Annotated in this window: 21 protein-coding genes; 15 read left to right on the top strand and 6 right to left on the bottom strand. The window is 42.1% G+C overall.

The features are described from left to right. Window positions 1-29 precede the first annotated feature (29 nt). From AUR67_RS19420 to AUR67_RS19410, 3 genes are all read right to left on the bottom strand, one after another. A complete protein-coding gene (locus AUR67_RS19420; protein ID WP_058586468.1) occupies window positions 30-740 on the bottom strand; it encodes an LrgB family protein in 711 nt (236 codons plus the stop codon). Further along, window positions 730-1,083 carry a CidA/LrgA family protein gene (locus tag AUR67_RS19415; protein ID WP_055020672.1) on the bottom strand — a complete coding sequence of 118 codons (354 nt, stop codon included), beginning with the start codon at window positions 1,081-1,083 and terminating at the stop codon, window positions 730-732. Before AUR67_RS19415 ends, AUR67_RS19420 begins: the two co-directional genes overlap by 11 nt. Before the next feature lie 69 nt (window positions 1,084-1,152). Continuing rightward, window positions 1,153-1,944, bottom strand: a complete 792-nt coding sequence (locus tag AUR67_RS19410; protein ID WP_058586467.1) for a crotonase/enoyl-CoA hydratase family protein — start codon at window positions 1,942-1,944, stop codon at window positions 1,153-1,155. 258 nt (window positions 1,945-2,202) lie between these two features. Between AUR67_RS19410 and AUR67_RS19405 the strand changes: the two genes are divergently transcribed. The 5 genes from AUR67_RS19405 to AUR67_RS19385 all read left to right on the top strand — a co-directional run bounded on the left by AUR67_RS19405 (window position 2,203) and on the right by AUR67_RS19385 (window position 8,300). Further along, entirely contained in the window at window positions 2,203-3,405 is a 1,203-nt protein-coding gene (locus tag AUR67_RS19405; protein ID WP_235591861.1) for an efflux RND transporter periplasmic adaptor subunit, read from the top strand. A gap of 9 nt (window positions 3,406-3,414) precedes the next feature. Then, on the top strand, window positions 3,415-6,528 hold the full coding sequence (locus tag AUR67_RS19400; protein ID WP_058586466.1) for an efflux RND transporter permease subunit: 3,114 nt from the start codon (window positions 3,415-3,417) through the stop codon (window positions 6,526-6,528). Between the two features lie 118 nt (window positions 6,529-6,646). Then, a complete protein-coding gene (locus tag AUR67_RS19395; protein ID WP_054554325.1) occupies window positions 6,647-6,967 on the top strand; it encodes an HI1450 family dsDNA-mimic protein in 321 nt (106 codons plus the stop codon). A gap of 11 nt (window positions 6,968-6,978) precedes the next feature. Further along, window positions 6,979-7,821 (top strand): YdiY family protein, encoded by an 843-nt coding sequence (locus AUR67_RS19390; RefSeq protein ID WP_171041496.1) that lies wholly within the window; start codon window positions 6,979-6,981, stop codon window positions 7,819-7,821. Between the two features lie 14 nt (window positions 7,822-7,835). After that, window positions 7,836-8,300 carry a hypothetical protein gene (locus AUR67_RS19385; protein ID WP_058586465.1) on the top strand — a complete coding sequence of 155 codons (465 nt, stop codon included), beginning with the start codon at window positions 7,836-7,838 and terminating at the stop codon, window positions 8,298-8,300. A gap of 57 nt (window positions 8,301-8,357) precedes the next feature. Here the strand turns inward: AUR67_RS19385 and AUR67_RS19380 are convergent, their stop codons facing one another. Then, window positions 8,358-8,843, bottom strand: coding sequence for an FKBP-type peptidyl-prolyl cis-trans isomerase (locus AUR67_RS19380; RefSeq protein ID WP_054554327.1), 486 nt, complete (start codon window positions 8,841-8,843; stop codon window positions 8,358-8,360). A gap of 12 nt (window positions 8,844-8,855) precedes the next feature. Beyond that, on the bottom strand, window positions 8,856-9,767 hold the full coding sequence (ygfZ, locus tag AUR67_RS19375; protein ID WP_058586464.1) for a tRNA-modifying protein YgfZ: 912 nt from the start codon (window positions 9,765-9,767) through the stop codon (window positions 8,856-8,858). A gap of 120 nt (window positions 9,768-9,887) precedes the next feature. Between ygfZ and AUR67_RS19370 the strand changes: the two genes are divergently transcribed. Together AUR67_RS19370 and AUR67_RS21210 are read left to right on the top strand one after the other, a co-directional pair. Next, window positions 9,888-10,139 carry a succinate dehydrogenase assembly factor 2 gene (locus tag AUR67_RS19370; protein ID WP_054562257.1) on the top strand — a complete coding sequence of 84 codons (252 nt, stop codon included), beginning with the start codon at window positions 9,888-9,890 and terminating at the stop codon, window positions 10,137-10,139. Then, window positions 10,132-10,539, top strand: coding sequence for a protein YgfX (locus AUR67_RS21210; RefSeq protein WP_058586463.1), 408 nt, complete (start codon window positions 10,132-10,134; stop codon window positions 10,537-10,539). The genes AUR67_RS19370 and AUR67_RS21210 overlap by 8 nt, the downstream gene beginning before the upstream one ends. On the opposite strand, the gene nadB is transcribed toward AUR67_RS21210, so the two are convergent. Continuing rightward, a complete protein-coding gene (nadB, locus tag AUR67_RS19360; protein ID WP_054562255.1) occupies window positions 10,514-12,136 on the bottom strand; it encodes an L-aspartate oxidase in 1,623 nt (540 codons plus the stop codon). The genes AUR67_RS21210 and nadB overlap by 26 nt on opposite strands. A 393-nt stretch (window positions 12,137-12,529) precedes the next feature. Between nadB and rpoE the strand changes: the two genes are divergently transcribed. The 8 genes from rpoE (at window position 12,530) to era (ending at window position 19,572) form a co-directional block, all read left to right on the top strand. Continuing rightward, window positions 12,530-13,111, top strand: a complete 582-nt coding sequence (gene rpoE / locus AUR67_RS19355; RefSeq protein WP_036969086.1) for an RNA polymerase sigma factor RpoE — start codon at window positions 12,530-12,532, stop codon at window positions 13,109-13,111. Window position 13,112: 1 nt separating this feature from the next. Continuing rightward, entirely contained in the window at window positions 13,113-13,739 is a 627-nt protein-coding gene (locus AUR67_RS19350; protein WP_054562254.1) for a sigma-E factor negative regulatory protein, read from the top strand. A 4-nt stretch (window positions 13,740-13,743) separates the two neighbouring features. Further along, the gene (locus AUR67_RS19345) at window positions 13,744-14,697 is read left to right on the top strand and encodes a MucB/RseB C-terminal domain-containing protein (RefSeq protein ID WP_054562253.1); all 954 of its coding nucleotides are present in this window, start codon (window positions 13,744-13,746) and stop codon (window positions 14,695-14,697) included. 3 nt (window positions 14,698-14,700) lie between these two features. Next, a complete protein-coding gene (locus AUR67_RS19340; protein ID WP_058586462.1) occupies window positions 14,701-15,150 on the top strand; it encodes a SoxR reducing system RseC family protein in 450 nt (149 codons plus the stop codon). A 70-nt stretch (window positions 15,151-15,220) separates the two neighbouring features. After that, on the top strand, window positions 15,221-17,008 hold the full coding sequence (lepA, locus tag AUR67_RS19335; RefSeq protein ID WP_058586461.1) for a translation elongation factor 4: 1,788 nt from the start codon (window positions 15,221-15,223) through the stop codon (window positions 17,006-17,008). A 26-nt stretch (window positions 17,009-17,034) separates the two neighbouring features. Beyond that, window positions 17,035-17,970 (top strand): signal peptidase I, encoded by a 936-nt coding sequence (gene lepB / locus AUR67_RS19330; protein WP_054562250.1) that lies wholly within the window; start codon window positions 17,035-17,037, stop codon window positions 17,968-17,970. A gap of 2 nt (window positions 17,971-17,972) precedes the next feature. Continuing rightward, the gene (gene rnc, locus AUR67_RS19325) at window positions 17,973-18,650 is read left to right on the top strand and encodes a ribonuclease III (protein WP_054554337.1); all 678 of its coding nucleotides are present in this window, start codon (window positions 17,973-17,975) and stop codon (window positions 18,648-18,650) included. Continuing rightward, on the top strand, window positions 18,640-19,572 hold the full coding sequence (gene era / locus AUR67_RS19320) for a GTPase Era (RefSeq protein ID WP_054554338.1): 933 nt from the start codon (window positions 18,640-18,642) through the stop codon (window positions 19,570-19,572). The genes rnc and era overlap by 11 nt, the downstream gene beginning before the upstream one ends. Window positions 19,573-19,587: the final 15 nt, after the last annotated feature.

Below are 19,587 nucleotides of genomic sequence, written 5' to 3'. Positions count from 1 at the left end.
TTTCCTAACAAGGTTACTGCGAATTCCGACTATACCAGAACATGCTGAATAACAGGATAGAGTATCGGCACTATTATAGCGCTGAGAAGCGCACTTAATGCCATCGCCACAGAGGCAAAGGCACCTGCTTTTGGCTGATCGCTAATCAATGATGCTGTGCCAATAGCATGGCAAGCGGTACCAATGGCAACACCTTTTGCTTGGGCGTTGCGGATATTTATCAGCGAGAAAATCAAATTACCAAATATAGCCCCAAGTACGCCAATAAAAATCACCATGGCTGCCGCCAAAGAAGGAATACCCCCCAGTGACTCTGTTACTAATAAGGTGATGGGTGTTGTTACAGATAAACTTGCTAGGGATGCGCTTAGCTGTGCAGGGGCTGCAAAAACATAGCATATTAGCGAGGCTATCAAGGTGGCATTGATCACCCCTAAGCTACAACTTATGAGAATTAGCAGTAGGTTCTTTTTTACGTGGATAAATTGCTGATAAAGCGGTAAAGCCAATGCCACAATGGCAGGCTCAAGCAACCAGCTTAAAATTTTACTGTGCTCGGCAAAAGGCTCATAAGGAAGCTTTAGTGTCACTAACAGCGCTGCAGTTAACACAATTGCCCAGCACACAGGATTACTAAGCGCTTTGGCAGTGGCATGCTGGGTTTTCGCGTTTAAAAACCGCAGCACTAAGAAAAGCGCAATAATGCAAGGAACGCAGAGCCACCATAAACTAACTGTCATTTTCGCGGCCCTTAAAATAAGCGATAACAGCGCCTATGAGTAAAACACTGGTCAGTGGCACGACGATAAAAATAGTCAGTAATAAAGGCCAGTTCTGCGAAATTAAACCTAGGTGCTCAATAATGCCAACCCCAGCAGGGATGAAGAACAACGGCATGTAATTAAGTAAAGGACTGGCTGTTGGTTTTAAATGTTGTTCTTTTACGAGGCCCGTTAACAGTAGCACGAGAAGTAAGACCATACCGAGTAATGGGGCAGGGAAAGAGCTTTCAAGCAAAGCCGTTAAAAACTTGGCAACGGCTAAGCAGGTAAGAATAATGACACTACTGATAAGGTATTTCATAAGTCAGGATAATTGCGAATAAAGTACAACTACATCATACCCTTGTCAGTTGTACTATGCGACTTTAGCTTACCATGATTTGGCATTATTAAACTTGATATCCTCTGCACCTTTCGCCTTTGCAATCGCCTTTTTAGTATTAGGGTTCATTAGTAAGCGAATTTGACTCCAGGTTTCTTTAGCGAGAATTTTACGCTGTTGTGAACGGTAGCTTTGCTGAGTAATTCGTTTAATTGCTGCCAGAGTATCTGGCGAGCGTGCCATGAGGGTTTCTAGTACAGCATCGGTTTGTTTATCAACGTCATCAGTGAGCTGTGTAACTAAGCCATACTCCTTAGCATCTTCAGCAGAGACTGGCCCTGCATGACTTGCTAACCAAAGTGCTTGATCACGCTTCATTAAACCTGCAAGCACCACGTTAGCCCCCATATCAGGGCATAAGCCCCAACGAGCTTCCATGATCGCTAATTTAGCGTTTTTATCGACGATGCGATAATCAGCACCGAGTGCGATTTGCATACCGCCACCAAAGCAGTGTCCGGTCACTTTTGCAATCACCGGAATACTTAAGTCTTGCCAACCTAACACCACTTTTTGCGCTAAGTTTTGGTTTCCTGGTAACCACTTGAATAAAAGCTTGATGATATTGCTTGGCTTTTTCATCACCGCAGCAACATCCAGTCCAGAGCAAAAGTGTTCGCCTTCACCAGAAATAACCACCGCACGTAAACTGCGATCACGTTTAATTTTTTTGATTACGTTTGAAAGCTCGACAAACATGGCAAAACTGAGTGCATTTTGTTTCTCGGGACGAGCAAGGCTAACCCATGCGACTTGTTGTTTTATTTCTAGTTTTATCATGGTAACTCCTCTGACCTGTTTGCTAGAGCTTACGAGTTAATTACAACTAAGTAAAGAATTGCTGATGTGTCGCAAAGAATCATTATATTTTCCAAAAATGGGTAACCTTGTCATATATTTAGTTACAAATTGGTGTATATTTTTAAAACAAAGATGCTAGTTCATCGCTAGTTTGATTTTGTGATTAGTTAGATACTTTCGCAAAATCCCATGACACGACTAGACTTAGCTTTAAGTCGCGCTACAAGGAGTAAAAATATGCTGATGCGCAAAACAGCTCGCATAACTAAACAATCATCTCGTTCTTTGGCTTTTGCTGCAATTTCTGTTGCATTAACAACCACATTGGTTGGCTGCTCAGATGATAAAGCACAACAACAAGCTACGCCGCCACCGGCCGTATCAGTATTTAATGTCGTCACACAAGAAGTTGGTAATTACCGAGAGTTTGTCGCGCGTACTGAAGCATTCCAAGAGGTTGCTATTAGAGCTCGAGTTGAGGGTGAGCTCATTGAACGCCACTTTAATGAAGGTTCATCGGTCGAAAAAGATCAGCTTTTACTGCGTATTGACCCATCAGAGTACCGCTCGACTGTGGCAGAAGCTGAAGCTGACTTAAAAAGTAAAGTTGCCGCAGCGGGCGCCGCTGAACGTGATTTAAAACGCGGTAAAGATGTGGCCGCGCAAGGTTTTATTTCACAATCAGACCTCGATAAACTAACCACTAATTTTGAGCAAACCACCGCAGCTGTTAAAGCCGCAGAAGCTGAACTTGAAAAAGCAAAACTCAATCTAAGTTATACCGAAATTCGTGCGCCGTTTGCAGGGCGTATTGGTAAAGTGAACTATGATGTGGGGAATATTGTTGGGCCATCATCCAATGAACTTGCAGAGCTGACCGATGTTGACCCAATTTATGTAAGTTTTCAGGTTGAAGAAGCTGACTACATCTCTTATCGCCAGCAACATCAGACACCGTCAGATAAAGACCCTCGTGATGTGCCAATCGATTTAACTTTACGCTTACCGAATAATTCGACCTTCCCTGATAAAGGCGTACTTGATTTTGCTGATACCAAAATTAACCGCAACACAGGCACGGTTGAGCTAAGAGCCGCTTTTGATAACCCAGATGGCATTGTCATGCCCGGCTTATTTGTTACCTTGATCGTTGAAAGCACCAATAAACAAGACTTGGCACTCATTCCTCAAGTAGCGGTACAAGAAAACCAGCAAGGTAAGTTTGTGCTCGTTGTTGATGACGAAAACAAAGTGGCTATGCGGATTGTTAAACTGGGTCGTCGTATTAATGCGATGTGGGTGGTTGAGTCTGGTTTAGAGGCTGGTGAAAAAGTCATTATTGAAGGTTTACAAAAAGTTCGCCAAGGCGCTGAAGTGAAAGCAGTTGAAAAAAATGTCGATGAAACAACCGGCACTATTTCTAGCAAAGCTAACTCTTAGGAGTGAGATATGATCAGTAAAACTTTTATATCTCGCCCAAAGTTTGCCTTGGTAATTTCGATTGTTATTACCATTGCGGGTTTAATTTCAATGGCTTTGCTGCCAGTGAATATGTACCCGCAAATAACCCCTCCGCAAGTTCAAATTAGTGCCAGTTACCCTGGTGCAAGTGCACAAATAGTTGAAGAGTCGGTGATCCGGCCCATAGAAGAGCAGGTTAATGGTGTTGAAGATATGATGTATATCGAATCAACATCGTCGAATAACGGCACGGCCAACATAACTGTTTATTTTAAGGTCGGCACAGATACAGATATTGCCCAAGTTAACGTACAAAACCGTGTGGCACTTGCAGAAGCAGGCTTACCTGAGGAGGTTAAGCGCCAAGGTGTGTCGGTTAAGAAAAAGTCGAGCTCAATGCTACTCGGTATTAACTTGTACTCTAACCAAGAAAATATCGACGCTATTTTCTTAAGTAACTATGCAACCAACTACTTAACCGAGCCACTTGGCCGTATTAATGGGGTTGCATCTGCTGAGGTAATGGGTGAACAAACCTATTCAATGCGCTTGTGGTTACGCCCAGATCGAATGGCATCACTTGGTTTAACTGTGTCAGAGGTTCAAGCCGCGCTGCAAGAGCAAAATACTATCGTAGCAGCAGGTAAACTGGGGGCTGCACCCTCAGCACCGAGCCAGCAATTTGAATATTCGATTCAGGCAAAAGGGCGTTTAAAAACCCCTGAAGAGTTTGGTCAAACCATTATTCGCTCGAGTAAAGATGGTAACTTTGTGCGCCTAAACGATATTGCCCGTATTGAATTAGGTGCAGCAAGCTACAGCACAACAGCAAAGTTAAACCAGCAAGACACAGCATTCATCGTTATTTATCAGCTAACAGAAGCGAATGCGACGCAAGTGGCTACCGATGTAAAAGCACGTATGGCTGAGCTTGCTAAACAGCTACCAGACGGTGTTGAGTACTCAATTCCTTATGACACTACAGAGTTCATCAATCGCTCGATTGACGAAGTGGTTGTAACCCTTGTTCAAGCGGTTGGCTTAGTTATTTTAGTGGTATTTTTATTCTTACAAAATTGGCGCGCTACGCTCATTCCAACAGTGGCTATTCCGGTATCTTTGGTAGGTACTTTCGCGTTTATGATGATGATGGACTACTCCATCAACTTAATCACCTTGTTCGGTTTAGTACTCGCAATAGGTATTGTGGTCGATGATGCCATTATCGTTATTGAAAACGTTGAACGAATACTTAAAGAAGAAAAGCTGCCGATTAAAGAAGCGGTTACCAAAGCGATGGAGCAGGTATCGGGGCCGATAGTGGCAACGACCTTAGTATTGCTTGCGGTGTTTGTGCCTGTTGGTTTTATGCCAGGAATAACCGGGGAGCTTTATAAACAGTTCTCGGTGACGATTTCATTTGCAGTACTTATTTCATCTTTAAATGCATTGACATTAAGCCCTGCTTTGTGTGCTTTATTGTTAAGTGAAAAAGCCATGAAGCCGATTAAATGGTTAGCACCGTTCGAGAACATTATTACTCGTTCAACCAATGGTTACAGTAAAGTGATTAACTTTATCCTCAAACGTACAGCAAGAATGGCATTGTTTGCAGTGGTCATTTTTGCTGCTGCAGGTTGGTTGGTAAAAACGGTGCCTACAGGCTTTGTACCAGCAGAAGACCAAGGCTTTCTTTTTGTTGATGTGCAACTGCCAGATGCGGCAGCAAGCGGTCGTACCCAAGATGTAATGCATAAGCTGGGTGATATTGTTAAAAATGAACCAGCTGCAACCGATTTTATTGCGGTTTCTGGTTTTTCATTACTCGGTGGTGCGGGTTCTAATAATGCGCTTGGTATCGTAGTACTTAAAGACTGGGAAGAGCGAACTAGCCCTGAGCTTGGCTTACGTGCGGTACTAACGCGCTTGATGGGGCAGTTCTGGGCGATGCCAGATGCGCAAATCATGGCCTTTAACCCGCCTTCAATACCTGGACTTGGTACAAGTGCTGGCTTTGAATTTAGGTTACAAGACAGTGAAGGGCGCGAGCCTGCTGAGCTTGCTCAAGTACTAAATGGTTTGATTTATGAAGCGAACCAGCGCCCAGAGCTTTCAAATGTTTACAGTACATTTAGAGCGAATGTGCCGCAGTACTTTCTTGAGATTGACCGTAATAAGGCAAAAGCTCAAGGGGTCGCGCTTAGCGATATTTTCTTAACTTTACAGGCGCAACTGGGCTCATTATACATTAATGACTTTAACCAATTCAGTCGTACTTACCGCGTCATCATGCAGGCGGAAAGCCGTTTTCGTCAAAACCCCGCAGACTTACAGCACTACTACGTGCGTAATGATGAGGGAGCAATGGTGCCGCTCACTACATTGGCTAAACTTGAGCCAATTCTTGGCCCTACAAGTTTAACGCACTTTAACTTATATCGTAGTGCAAGCATTAGCGGACAACCTGCGGCGGGTTATGCCAGTGGTGACGCGATTAAAGCAATGCAAGAGTTGGCTGAGCGATTACCAACTGGCTATGTGTACGAGTGGGCTGGGCAATCTAAACAAGAGATTGAAGCGGGTAACATGGCGCCAATCTTATTTGGCTTAGCGGTCGTATTTGTGTATCTATTCTTGGTTGCGCAATACGAAAGTTGGACAATTCCGTTCTCGGTCATTGCAGCGGTGCCTCTGGCATTATTTGGTGCCATGCTTGCGCTGTATGTAATTGGTATGGAAAACAACATTTATGCGCAGGTTGGTTTAGTGCTACTGATTGGCCTGTCCACTAAAACCGCCATTTTGATTGTTGAATTTGCTATGGAAGAGCGCGCGGCAGGCAAAAGTATTTTTGAAGCGGCTCTTAACGCGGCAAGATTACGTTTTAGAGCGGTGTTGATGACGGCACTGTCGTTTGTACTTGGCGTATTACCTCTGGTGTTTGCAAGTGGCGCAGGGGCAGGTAGTCGAATATCACTCGGTATTACCGTGTTATTCGGGATGTTAGCTGCAACCATTTTTGGTACCTTGCTTGTTCCTTTATCCTATACGCTCGTGCAATCAATGCGTGAAAAAATAAAAGGCACAGCAAGCACTGAGTAAAATCTGTTATTAATTACAAAAAAGTCAGGGCAACCTGGCTTTTTTTTTGGTAAAACTCAAAAGAGGTTTGTTATCATAGCCAGATTCAAAGCGACACACATGTGCAGAGGTTTAAGGAATGGCTGGTCCACGCTTATACAGTGAAGAAGAAGTAACTCATCAGGCTTATGATATATTTTTAGAATTAGCGCCTGATAATTTAAGCGAGCAAGATATTGCTGACTTTAACGAGCACAGAGAAGAGCTTGGCTTTATTGAAGAAGGTGAGCCTGACGAGCAGTGGCAAGATTTTGTTGCACTAGAAATTGAACCTGAGCTATTTGTACAAGTCTTAGTAGGACTTGAATTCGACAATCAAGATATCTTGTTTGCGAAAATTTTAATCAGCCGAGACAAAGATGCACCGTTTTGCCACATTCTTTGGAAAGATAGCGAATAACTCTCCAGCCGATGTTTGACTCTACTTTTAGTTGTTTTAATTCAATAAAACGAATTATTTTGCCCGCCCTGCTAGTTTGCAGTTGGCAGGCTTTTGCTGTTGATCCGTTTGAAGATTTCCATGAATACGGGCAATTATCAGAAGAAGAAATCCATAAAATTCATAAAGGCGAGTTGCTGTACGGCGATATGGAGTTTGGTTTTATGGTAAGCCGCGGTAATACCAACTCAACCAGCTTCAAACTTAAAGGTAACCTATACCAAGATTTCGAAAAGTGGCGTAACCAATTTAAGCTCGATACTTTATACAAACGTGACCGTAATGAAGAAACCGGCGATGAAGAAGTCTCTGCTGACCGTATTTTTGTATCGGGCCAAGGTAACTATAAGCTAAATGTGAAAAATGAGTCATTTTTCATTTATGGTGACTACGAGCGAGATAAATTTAGTGGTCTTGAGTTTAAGAGCACCATAGCGACAGGTTACGGTAACCGCATTTACCAAGGAAGCAAGAATAAAGTCGATATCGATGTGGGGCCGGGTTTATACCGCTCGGTGGCTGATCAAGAGACTGCAACAGAAGAAGATGAAACAAAAACAGGTTACCTGCTTCGTTTAGCGCTGCAGTGGGAGCGTACAGTCTCTGCTCGTACTCGCTTTAATCAAGATGTCAGTTATGAACAATCGTTGTCAGGGTTAAACTCGCGTTTAAAATCAGAAACATCCCTGATCAGCAAAATTATGGGTGATGTATCACTCAAATTTACCTACATGTATCGCTATAACTCAAAACCAGAGGAAGATAAGCTCAAGTACGATTCTGAGCTGAGTGCAACCTTTGTTTATAGCTTTTAAGAGAATACTTCAGAATGTATCAACATAAACAGTACGCTATTTTTATTTTTGTTATTTTAGGCTGGATTGGCGCCTTTATCGCCTTAGCTTGGAACTTAATTGGTGCAGATATTCCACTTATGGTGTTTAGCGCTATCTTAGTGCTGGTGGCTTTTTTGTTTCATGGCTTAACGATTAAGGTGAGCGATAAAACAGTAAGCTGGGCATTCGGTCCGGGTGTATTTGGTAAAACAGTGACTTTTGATGAGATTGAATCTGTTCGAGCGGTAAGTAATTCATTTCGTCATGGTATTGGTCTGCGTATCACGCATGATGGCTGGGTTTACAGCGTATCTGGATTTAGTGCTGTCGAATTGGCGATGAAAGATGGCACGCACTATCGCTTAGGAACCAATGACCAAGAAGGCTTACTTGCAGCGCTTAGAGAACATATTGCAGAACCAGAGCCTGCACTGGATGCACAGAAAGCAGCTGAATAAGCATAAATTTGAGATATAAAAAAAGCGCCAATGGCGCTTTTTTTATATAGTAATGGTTTAGTGGCTGTGACCACAACCACCTTCACCGTGCACATGACCATGTGCTAATTCTTCTTCAGTTGCATCGCGTACTTCAAGTACTTCAACATCAAAATGTAGAGTGATACCTGAAAGAGGGTGGTTACCATCGACAATAACGTCTTCGTCTTGGATTTCGATGATCATCACTGATTGGTCGCCAGCGTCTGTCGTAGCGCGGAACTGCATACCAACTTCAATTTCCATACCTTCAAACATTGATTTTGGCACTGCTTGCATTAGGTCATCGTGACGCTCACCATAGCCTTGCTCTGGCTCAACTGTTACGCTGAATGTGTCGCCCGCTTCTTTACCTAATAGCGCATTTTCGAGGCCTGGAATTAAGAAACCCGTGCCAACGATAAACACTAGTGGCTCGCCATCGAAAGAGTTGTCGATGGTGTTTTTGTTATTATCCAATACTGAATAATGCATTTTTACCACTTTGTTTGCTGCTACGATCATAGTCATTCCTATTTATTCATCTTCGAGAGAGTAAGGCAGAGCTTGAATAGATAACTCTACCTGAGGGAGGTGTTTTGCTCGCAAAATATGGCCTGCTTCATTGTCGTTAGGAAGCACAACCAGACCCATTAAGGTTTGCGTTTGTTGATTAAAACTTTGGCTAATAAGCTTGCCAGCACGGCGCCAGTTTTCGCCCATTTGTGTTTCGAGTTCAAGCTCGTCAAGTAAGCCCTCAGCTTTGCCTGAAACTATATACATAGCACGTTTATTTTTGCCTAGGTATTTCATACGGGCTACGGTTTCTTGCCCTGTGTAGCAGCCTTTTCTGAAACTGATACCGCCAAGCGCTTGCAAGTTAACCATTTGCGGTACATATTCGCCAATAGCGTCGCTGTTTAAAGATGGCTCGCCAGCGGCAATAGCTGCCTGTTGCCATAACGCGTCATCATCAAGGGCTGTGACGTTATCAGGTAAGCTAAATTCTTCGTTGACCATAAGCAATACGCGGTTATCTGCAAGCTTTAACGCTTTACCGCCAGCAAAATCGACTGCGCTGTGCTCATCGTCAAAATTAATTGCTAAGGTTTCTAGAGTCGCTGTTAGGTCATCACCTAGTAAGCCAATTAGCGGTTTTTCAGATTGCTGAATTTCTACTTGCGAAAATACCGCATATTTTTTTAACTCGACTAGCGATTGCTCTACCTCAGGTTTTGAGCCCGCAAGGTAATAGCTATCAAGGTGTGAAAACAACCTAAACACACCCCAAAGCTTGCCTTTTGCATTACAGTGGCCAGCCCAAAGGAAGTTATCATCAGTTAATTTGTTGATATCTTGCGTAATTTGTCCGTGAAGGTAAGACAACTTATCTTTGCCAGTTAGGCTGATAAGTGAATAAGATAAAGGACATGCGTAAACAGTCGACATAAAAACCTTCTTTACGATATGAATGAGCGCTAATGATAACTTAGTTAGGGTAGCAATTTAAATAGCTGTTTATTCGATAGCAATTTGGTAAACTGCAGACAAATAAGTACGAGGTTTAAAATGACTGAAATTCACAGTAAAGAACGTATTCGTTGGGCATGCCGTCGCGGTATGTTAGAACTAGATGTTTTATTTATGCCATTCGTTGAAGAAGCGTTTGACTCACTATCAAAAGAACAGCAAGCCGTTTTTCAACGCTTACTTGAGTGCGATGATCCTGATTTATTCGCATGGTTCATGGGTCATGAAGAGTGTAAAGACCCAGAACTTAACGGTATGGTCGCGTTAATTTTAGACCGAGTTCGTGTATAGGTTTACCGTTACAAATAACACCACAGACCACAAACCCTTTGTGGTCTTTTTTTGCTTAACAGCCATCATTTTATGCTTTGTTTACCAGCATGTTTTCGCTCAGCTTTTAGCTTGTTTAGCGTGCTTTTTCTTAGCCTTTCTTAGTTTTAAAAAAGTCCAACAAGCACAGCCTGAAAAGGGTTTTATAATTTTAGAGCAAGAAGAGCTCAGGTTTGTTAACGACAAACTTAAAATTCAAGGTCAGATAACAGCTAAAAGTTATGTGTTTGCTAATTTTGTGGTGCTTAAATTGGCTGGGTTTTATCAATCACACTGGCTGATTATAAGCTCAGCCAGTGTTGATGAAGAAAGTTTCTCGCGCTTAAAGCGTGCAATTATTGCAGTGCAGCAACCGACTTAGGTGTTAAAATTGTCGGCGTTGGATTCTCGTTTTGCTCTGGGTAATCAATCGTGTAATGAAGACCGCGACTTTCTTTACGCTCAAGGGCGCTGCGAATAATAAGCTCTGCAACCTGCACTAGGTTTCGAAGTTCTAATAAGTTATTTGTAACCCTAAAGTTTGCGTAATAGTCGTGAATTTCTTGCTGCAGTAATTCAACGCGGTGAAGCGCACGTTCTAAACGTTTTGTTGAGCGTACAATACCCACGTAATCCCACATAAATAATCTTAGCTCATGCCAGTTGTGGGTAATAACAATTTCTTCGTCTGAGTTAGTTACGCGACTTTCATCCCAAAGTGGTAAGGCTTCAAGGGCAGGGCTTGCATCGATTTTGCTCAGAATATCTTTCGCGGCAGCATGAGCAAACACGATACATTCAAGTAACGAATTACTCGCCATACGATTAGCGCCATGTAAACCTGTATAAGCCACTTCGCCAACAGCGTATAAGTTATCTAAATCTGTACGGCCATTAAAGTCGGTCATAACACCGCCGCAGGTATAGTGCGCAGCAGGCACCACTGGAATGGCTTCTTTCGTAATGTCGAGGCCAACACTTAAGCATTTTGCGTAGATAGTTGGGAAGTGTTCAATGATAAAGTCTTTGTCTTTGTGACTAATATCAAGGTACACACAGTTCGCACCAAGGCGTTTCATTTCAAAATCGATAGCACGAGCAACAATATCGCGAGGGGCAAGTTCTTCGCGCTCATCAAAGTCTTTCATAAAGCGAGTGCCATCAGGGCGTTTTAAATACGCACCTTCACCGCGCATTGCTTCTGTGATCAAAAAGTTTTGCAGCTCTGGGTGATACAAACTTGTTGGGTGGAATTGGTTAAATTCCATATTGGCAACACGGCACCCTGCACGCCATGCCATTGCGATACCATCACCACTCGATACATCAGGGTTAGAAGTATATAAATACACTTTACTTGCGCCACCTGTTGCCAGTGACACGAACTTAGCAGCGATAGTTTCAACTTTTTTATCAACACAGTTCCACACATACAGGCCGTGAACATGCTTGCCTTTTTTGGCTAAGCTTTTATCTGTGATTAAATCAATGGCATTGTAGTTTTCTAACAGAGTGATGTTAGGGTGTGCTTGTACTTGGCTAATTAAGGTTGTTTGTACTGCTCGGCCAGTTGCATCGGCGGCATGTAAAATACGGCGGTGACTATGACCACCTTCGCGAGTTAAATGAAAACGCTCTTTACCTTTTGAATCGAACTCCATATCAAAAGGTACGCCTTGCTCAATCAGCCATTTTAAACATTTTTTAGCATTGCTTGCTGTGTAGTGAACCGCATCACGGTCACATAATCCGCCACCTGCATCGAGTGTATCTTCAACATGAGATTCAATACTGTCATTCTTTTTATCAAATACTGCTGCAATACCACCTTGAGCATATAAGGTAGAACCTTCAGTTAATGCGCCTTTACTAAGTACTGTCACCTTACAGTAATTAGCAAGCGATAAAGCAAGAGAAAGGCCAGCGGCGCCGCTGCCAATGATAGCGACATCAGTAATGTGATGTTTATTTTGGTTCATGTCTGTGGTCTTTGCGGTTACAATGCTCGGCTAGTAGTGCCAAAAGTTTGAGCAAATAAATTTTTATGTGGTATACGTATATGTACCATATTTGCTTTAACACTATTAGTCATTTTAATACGTTATACCAATCTTATTAGTTTTATCGTCACATAAACAGTTTATTGTTAGCTGTTTTTAATTGTGAATTCAATTTAGATAACCGTTGATTTTTAAGCAGTTATTGAGGTTGTCGTGTAATAAGATTGGTATGACTCAATTTATTTGCGTGCTATTTTATAAAAAAATCATTTTAAACTGAACTTTTATATTCATGGTGCAGTCAGAGTTTGTGTAAACAATGGCGAGTATATGAATAGCAAGCAAGAATCAAACAGAGGAGTACCGGCTCGAATGAGCGAGCAGGATTTGGATTTAGCGCTAGTTAAAAGGGTCCAGCAAGGAGATAAAAACGCCTTCAACCTATTAGTTAGAAAATATCAGAATAAAATTGCAGGTTTGATTTCACGTTATGTATCAAACCAAGGTGATGTTGCTGATGTCGCACAAGAAGCTTTTATTAAAGCCTACCGTGCTTTACCTAACTTTAGAGGTGATAGCGCCTTTTATACTTGGTTGTACCGTATCGCCGTAAATTGTGCTAAAAATTACTTAGTTGCGCAGGGTCGTAAACCCCCAGCTAACGATGTTGATGCCGAAGAAGCAGAATTTTATGACAGTGCAGATGCAATGCGTTCAAACGCATCGCCAGAAAACCTGTTATTAAGTGACGAAGTACGTGCTGTAATTTTTAATACGATTGATAGTTTGCCTGAAGATCTTAAAACCGCGATTACCCTTCGTGAAATTGAAGGTATGAGCTATGAAGAAATAGCCGTGGTTATGGATTGCCCTGTGGGAACGGTGCGTTCACGTATTTTCCGTGCCCGTGAGGCGATTGATAATAAATTGAATCCATTAATAGGTGAGTCTTAGTATGACAAAAGCAGACGTTAACAAGTTGGATAATGAGCAGTTGTCCGCGTTACTTGACGGCGAGCAGCAGTTAACTGATCAAGCGATCACAAACGACGATGTATCTACATTTGGTCGTTACGCAATGATTGGTGATGTAATGCGTGCTGAGGCAAATAACAACGCTTTTAATTTTGACATTGCAGATGCAGTGGCAGAATCACTTGAGCAAGAACCTGTTTACGCAGATTTCGCGAATAAAACAACGGCACCAAAAAGCGAAGAAATCGTGGCGGCAACAGGCACAGATAACGTGGTAGCATTTAATTGGCGTCGTCCATTTGCCCAAGTGGCTATTGCTGCTAGTGTTGCTATGTTTGCGATTGTGGGCGTACAAACATTGCCACAAAACACCGAGTCACCGCAAAGTGACATTCCAACATTACAAACAGTACCATTAACAGGTATGGCTTCTCCCGTAAGTTACTCATCAGAGCAACCTGCATTAGAAAATGCAGAGCAAGGTTTACGTGAGTTACAACAGCAGCGTATTGGTGCATTAGTTCTTGAGCACCAACGTCAAGCACGTGTTGCATATTCGCTAGAAAAATCGCAAACTGCAGAAAATGCAGACGAGGAAAAAAACTAATTAAATGAAAGTTTTTACTTTTATTTTGTCGCTGGTATTAACGGCTCCAGCCATTGCCAGCGACGAAAATCCCGCCAAGACTTTATTAAATGATATGGCTACGGCCGTTCATACTCGCAACTTTGACGCATCATTTGTGGTTGTAAAAGGCCAAGCTATGGAACCTTATCGCTGGTTACATGCAAAACAAGGTGATATTGAACTTGAGCATCTAAGTTTACTTAACGGCGCTGGCCTAGAAATGGTGCGCGTTGACGATCAAGTTACCTATTTTGAGCCTCATTCAGAGCCTTATTCAGTTAAAACAGACTCTATTGCTGGGCCAATTCCTGAAGTACTTTTTAAAGATATTAACCGACTAAGCGCTCACTATGATTTTGTGCTTGGCGGAAAAGGCCGTATTGCAGGGCGCTCAGCACAGTTAGTGCGCATCGAGTCAAAAGATGAATACAAATATAACTATTGGATTTGGTTAGATACTGAGTCTTCGTTGTTACTTAAATCTGCCTATGTGAATCACAAAGGTGAGATGCTTGAGCAGTTACAGTTAACTCATATCAGCGTAACAGAGCAGCCTGCTCCTATGTTAGTTGAAATGCAAAATCGTGACTTTCCTGCGGTGCTTGCGACTAACGATTTAGCCAATAATGAAGACAGCGCAGCGAATGATTGGAAAATTGGTTGGTTGCCAGATGGCTTTAAGCTATTAAAGTCAGATCGTCATAAACTTGATTTAAATAATGAACTTGCTGACTATTATTTATACTCAGATGGGTTTGTTGAAGTGTCTGTTTTTATTCAAAGACCCTTACCGGGTAAGCGCGCAAGCGGTGCTTTAACGTCAGGCGCAACGACTGTGTATGTACATAATGGTGGTAGCTTTGATGTATCGGTTGTTGGTAATATCCCTGCTATGACAGCCAAAGCTATAGCTGAGTCGGTAGCGCGACCTCTTTAAATCATGATTGAACAAACACTCACTGTCGTGTCGGTAAAAGGCACGACAGCGAATTTAGAAGCAGAACAAAAGCAAGCCTGTGCCGGCTGTAATGGTCGTTGTGGCTCGCAAGTTTTTGCAAAGCTGTTTGGAACAGCTAAAAAAACCTTTCCTTATACCTTCGAAAAAGAGCTACAAGTAGGGCAAAAAGTAACTTTAGCACTCGATGATAGCCACTTAGTTAAACACGCTATGGCTGTTTACATGCTACCCCTTTTGTTTAGTTTAGGGTTTGCTTTAATCGCTTTTTCGGCTTTTTCGCTTACAGAAGGCTGGCAAATTTTAGCCGCCGTGATTGGTGGCTTAACGGGCTATGCGATAGCAAAATCAAGGGTTAAGAGCCTTAAGCATGATATTAAAGTAATAAAAATTCACCCAATTACTATTCCTTTCACTCAAATAGATGGTGATTAAAGCCAATTAAATGTAAAATTGTCGCTTTATACACTTAGTCCATTTTATATAGAAGTTTAGAATCCAGTTTATGAAGCATATCCGTAATTTTTCGATCATCGCCCATATTGACCATGGTAAATCGACTCTCTCTGACCGTCTTATCCAAGTTTGTGGTGGTTTAACAGACCGTGAAATGCAGCAGCAGGTGTTAGACTCAATGGACATTGAGCGTGAGCGTGGTATTACCATCAAAGCGCAAAGTGTAACGCTAAATTATAAAGCTAAAGACGGCGAAACATACCAGTTAAACTTTATCGACACGCCAGGACACGTTGACTTCACATACGAAGTATCACGTTCACTTGCAGCCTGTGAAGGTGCACTTTTAGTTGTTGATGCGGGTCAAGGTGTAGAAGCTCAAACCTTAGCTAACTGCTACACAGCAATCGAAATGGACTTAGAAGTTATTCCAGTTCTAAATAAGATCGACTTACCACAAGCCGATCCACTTCGTGTAGCAGAAGAAATTGAAGACATCATTGGTATCGATGCCCTAGATGCTGTGCAATGTAGTGCTAAAACTGGTATTGGTATTGAAGAAGTATTAGAAATCATTGTTAAAGATATTCCGCCACCAGAAGGTGACAAAGATGAGCCACTACAAGCGCTTATCATTGACTCATGGTTTGACCCATACCAAGGCGTTGTATCATTAGTACGTATTAAGCACGGTGAATTACGCGCGGGCGATAAAATTAAGATCATGTCGAATGATCAAGTTCATATCGCAGATAAAGTGGGTATTTTCACACCAAAGCAAACTAACACGGGCCTCTTAAAAACCGGTGAGGTAGGCTTTGTTATTGCGGGTATTAAAGAAATCCATGGTGCACCTGTAGGTGATACCATCACTTTACAACGTAATTCTGCTCCAGAGCGTTTACCGGGCTTCCAACGCATTAAACCACAAGTTTATGCAGGTATGTTCCCAATTTCATCAGATGACTATGAGTCATTCCGTGATGCACTTGATAAATTAAGCTTGAACGATGCGTCGTTATTCTTCGAGCCAGAAAATTCAACAGCACTAGGATTTGGTTTCCGCTGTGGCTTCTTAGGTATGCTACACATGGAAATCATTCAAGAGCGTCTTGAGCGTGAATACGACATTGACCTTATTACCACTGCGCCAACAGTAATCTACGAAGTAGAGACAAAAGATGGAACTCAACAGGTTGATAACCCGTCTGACTTACCGCCGGTGAATAATATTCTTGAAATCCGTGAGCCAATTGTTGAAGCTAACATATTAGTTCCGCAAGAATTTTTAGGTAATGTAATTACGCTTTGTGTTGAAAAGCGTGGTGTACAAACTAAAATGAGCTACCATGGTAAGCAAGTTGCGGTGACGTACGAATTACCGATGGCTGAAGTAGTTATGGACTTCTTTGATAAGTTAAAATCAACAAGCCGTGGTTTTGCATCGCTTGATTATAACTTTAAGCATTTCCAAGCTTCAGACATGGTACGTGTTGACGTATTAATTAATGGTGAGCGTGTTGATGCGTTAGCGATTATTGTACACCGCGATATTGCACAATCACGTGGTCGTCAGTTAGCTGAAGCACTGAAAGACTTAATTCCACGTCAGCAGTTTGATATTGCGATTCAAGCAGCGATTGGTCAGCATGTTATTGCCCGTACAACAGTTAAGCAATTACGTAAAAACGTAATCGCGAAATGTTACGGTGGTGACGTGAGCCGTAAGAAGAAACTGCTACAAAAACAAAAAGAAGGTAAAAAGCGAATGAAGCAACTAGGTAACGTTGAAGTACCTCAAGATGCATTCTTAGCTATCCTTAAAGTTGGTAAATAATTAGAAGTAAATAAAGGAATTAATGCATGGCGGGTTACTTTTCTATTTTCTTAGTGTTGTTAACGCTAGGCTCAGGATTAATTTGGTTAATAGACCACTTTATGTTTGCGCCAAAGCGTCAGCAACGCATTGCCCTTGCTCAAAACGCAGCAGGTGGTGAATTAGACGAGGAAACCGCTGCATTAATTGCGCCTGAGCCAAGTATCACTGAAACGGCAAAGTCAATTTTTCCGATGATTGCAGCGATCACTATTTTTCGCTCTTTCATTTTTGAACCGTTTCAAATTCCATCAGGTTCAATGATGCCAACCTTATTAGTGGGCGACTTCATTTTAGTTCAGAAGTACTCATATGGCGTTAAAGATCCTATTTGGCGTAGCCAGTTAGTTGATGTTGATGAACCTGAACGTGGTGATATTGTGGTATTTAAATACCCATTAGACGAGCGCGTAGATTACATTAAACGTACGATTGGTTTACCGGGCGATAAAATTGTATATCGCAATAAACACCTTTATATTCAGCCAAAATGTGCCGAAGGTGTAACGCAGCAAGGTGATTTGCTGTGTAACGAATACAACAAAATTGATATGGAAATCCTCAATAGTGACGAGTTCAAGCAGGGTTCTATGAATTTAGTGCGTTTAGAAGAAAACCTAAGCACATTGAATCATAATATTTTAATTAACCCGCAAGCTCCTGAAATGAAAGGCCGTTATTATCAACAACCAGGTACACGCTCAGACGAGTGGGTTGTTCCTGCCGATCATTATTTCATGATGGGTGATAACCGTGATAATAGCCAAGACAGTCGCTTTTGGGGCTTTGTACCTAAAGAAAACTTGGTAGGTAAAGCCGTCTTTATATGGATGAGTTTTGAATTTGAGAATGGCCCAGATGACTTTTTACCAGGCTGGGTTCCAACTGGTGTTCGTTTTGAACGCCTAGGTAATATTCAGTAACGATGAAAAAAAACGTAACAGAGTTATACAACAAAATAGGTTATACATTTACTGATCAAGCTTTGCTTGAGCAGGCAATGACGCACCGCAGTCATAAAGGCCAACACAACGAGCGCTTAGAGTTTTTAGGTGATTCGATTTTGAGCTTTGTGATTGCGAATGCACTTTACACTAAATTTCCAAAAGCACGCGAAGGTGATTTAAGCCGCATGCGTTCGACCCTAGTTCGTGGTCAAACGTTGGCTGAGTTTGGCCTAGAGTTTGGCTTAGGTGATTACTTACGCTTAGGTCCAGGTGAGCTTAAAAGCGGTGGTTTTCGCCGTGAATCAACCCTTGCTGATGCCGTTGAGGCGATCATTGGTGCGGTGTTCTTAGACTCAAACATTGAACAATGTGGTGAGTTAATTTTAAGCTGGTACGAGTCGCGTCTTGATGCAATTTCGCCGGGCTTAAATCAAAAAGATCCAAAAACATTACTTCAAGAGTACTTACAAGCGCGCAAATTATCGTTACCTGGCTACACTGTAATTGATACAAAAGGCCAAGCGCACAATCAAACATTCACGGTTGAATGTATTGTTGAAGGGATGGATAGCATTATCTCAGTAGGTAGCTCACGTCGTAAAGCTGAGCAAAAAGCCGCTGAAAAAGCCTTAAAGATACTTAAAAATGAATCTTGATGATTTAATTAGCAAAGAACCTGCAGAGCTAGATACGCACTGCGGTATGGTTGCCATTGTTGGCCGCCCAAATGTAGGTAAATCAACCTTACTTAACTATATTGTTGAGCAAAAGGTGTCTATTACCTCACGTAAGCCACAAACCACACGTCACCGTATCATGGGTATTCATACCGAAGGTAAATACCAAGCTGTTTATGTGGATACACCAGGCTTACACGTCGAAGAAAAACGCGCTATTAACCGTTTAATGAACCGTGCTGCATCAAGCTCAATTGGCGATGTAGAACTGATCATCTTTGTGGTTGAAGGCACACACTGGAACGAAGACGATGAGATGGTACTAAATAAAGTACGTCAGAGCGGTCGTCCAGTATTATTAGTGATGAATAAAATTGACCAAGTTAAAGACCGTGATTTAGTGCTTCCGCACATGCAGTTTTTAGGTGGTAAATTTGATTTTGTGGCTATTATGCCGGTCTCTGCAAAGCAGGGTAAAAATATTGATTTAATCAAAGATGAAGTGAAAAAGCGTTTACCGCTTTGTGAGTTTTACTTCCCTGAAGATTACGTAACAGACCGTTCAATGCGCTTTATGGCGGCTGAAGTGATCCGTGAAAAGCTGATGCGCTTTATGGGTGATGAGCTACCATATTCAGTCACTGTAGAGATCGAGCAATTTAAATGGCAAGAAAACGGTGTTTGGCAAATTAATGGTTTGATCCTCGTTGAGCGTGAAACGCAAAAGCGTATGGTGATCGGCAATAAAGGCGAAAAGTTGAAAGTCATTGGCCGTGAAGCTCGTAAAGACCTTGAAGACATGCTTGATAACAAAGTGTTTTTAGAACTTTGGGTTAAAGTGAAGTCTGGCTGGGCCGACGATGAGCGTGCGCTACGTAGCCTTGGCTATGGTGAAGACTAAGTAAAGCCTTACACG

The organism is Pseudoalteromonas sp. XI10 (genome assembly GCF_001469895.1).
GTDB lineage: Bacteria > Pseudomonadota > Gammaproteobacteria > Enterobacterales > Alteromonadaceae > Pseudoalteromonas.
This window is presented reverse-complemented; position numbering and strand designations above follow the sequence as displayed.

What these genes read in the sequence shown, in the direction of transcription:
- AUR67_RS19340 (WP_058586462.1), top strand. Translation starts at nt 14,701, where the DNA reads ATGATTGAACAAACACTCACTGTCGTGTCGGTAAAAGGCACGACAGCG.
- rpoE (WP_036969086.1), top strand. Translation starts at nt 12,530, where the DNA reads ATGAGCGAGCAGGATTTGGATTTAGCGCTAGTTAAAAGGGTCCAGCAA.
- AUR67_RS19420 (WP_058586468.1), bottom strand. Translation starts at nt 740, where the DNA reads ATGACAGTTAGTTTATGGTGGCTCTGCGTTCCTTGCATTATTGCGCTT.
- AUR67_RS19385 (WP_058586465.1), top strand. Translation starts at nt 7,836, where the DNA reads ATGTATCAACATAAACAGTACGCTATTTTTATTTTTGTTATTTTAGGC.
- AUR67_RS19410 (WP_058586467.1), bottom strand. Translation starts at nt 1,944, where the DNA reads ATGATAAAACTAGAAATAAAACAACAAGTCGCATGGGTTAGCCTTGCT.
- lepB (WP_054562250.1), top strand. Translation starts at nt 17,035, where the DNA reads ATGGCGGGTTACTTTTCTATTTTCTTAGTGTTGTTAACGCTAGGCTCA.
- AUR67_RS19350 (WP_054562254.1), top strand. Translation starts at nt 13,113, where the DNA reads ATGACAAAAGCAGACGTTAACAAGTTGGATAATGAGCAGTTGTCCGCG.
- nadB (WP_054562255.1), bottom strand. Translation starts at nt 12,136, where the DNA reads ATGAACCAAAATAAACATCACATTACTGATGTCGCTATCATTGGCAGC.
- AUR67_RS19370 (WP_054562257.1), top strand. Translation starts at nt 9,888, where the DNA reads ATGACTGAAATTCACAGTAAAGAACGTATTCGTTGGGCATGCCGTCGC.
- AUR67_RS19405 (WP_235591861.1), top strand. Translation starts at nt 2,203, where the DNA reads ATGCTGATGCGCAAAACAGCTCGCATAACTAAACAATCATCTCGTTCT.
- ygfZ (WP_058586464.1), bottom strand. Translation starts at nt 9,767, where the DNA reads ATGTCGACTGTTTACGCATGTCCTTTATCTTATTCACTTATCAGCCTA.
- AUR67_RS19415 (WP_055020672.1), bottom strand. Translation starts at nt 1,083, where the DNA reads ATGAAATACCTTATCAGTAGTGTCATTATTCTTACCTGCTTAGCCGTT.
- AUR67_RS19345 (WP_054562253.1), top strand. Translation starts at nt 13,744, where the DNA reads ATGAAAGTTTTTACTTTTATTTTGTCGCTGGTATTAACGGCTCCAGCC.
- rnc (WP_054554337.1), top strand. Translation starts at nt 17,973, where the DNA reads ATGAAAAAAAACGTAACAGAGTTATACAACAAAATAGGTTATACATTT.
- lepA (WP_058586461.1), top strand. Translation starts at nt 15,221, where the DNA reads ATGAAGCATATCCGTAATTTTTCGATCATCGCCCATATTGACCATGGT.
- AUR67_RS19380 (WP_054554327.1), bottom strand. Translation starts at nt 8,843, where the DNA reads ATGATCGTAGCAGCAAACAAAGTGGTAAAAATGCATTATTCAGTATTG.
- AUR67_RS19390 (WP_171041496.1), top strand. Translation starts at nt 6,979, where the DNA reads ATGTTTGACTCTACTTTTAGTTGTTTTAATTCAATAAAACGAATTATT.
- AUR67_RS19395 (WP_054554325.1), top strand. Translation starts at nt 6,647, where the DNA reads ATGGCTGGTCCACGCTTATACAGTGAAGAAGAAGTAACTCATCAGGCT.
- AUR67_RS19400 (WP_058586466.1), top strand. Translation starts at nt 3,415, where the DNA reads ATGATCAGTAAAACTTTTATATCTCGCCCAAAGTTTGCCTTGGTAATT.
- era (WP_054554338.1), top strand. Translation starts at nt 18,640, where the DNA reads ATGAATCTTGATGATTTAATTAGCAAAGAACCTGCAGAGCTAGATACG.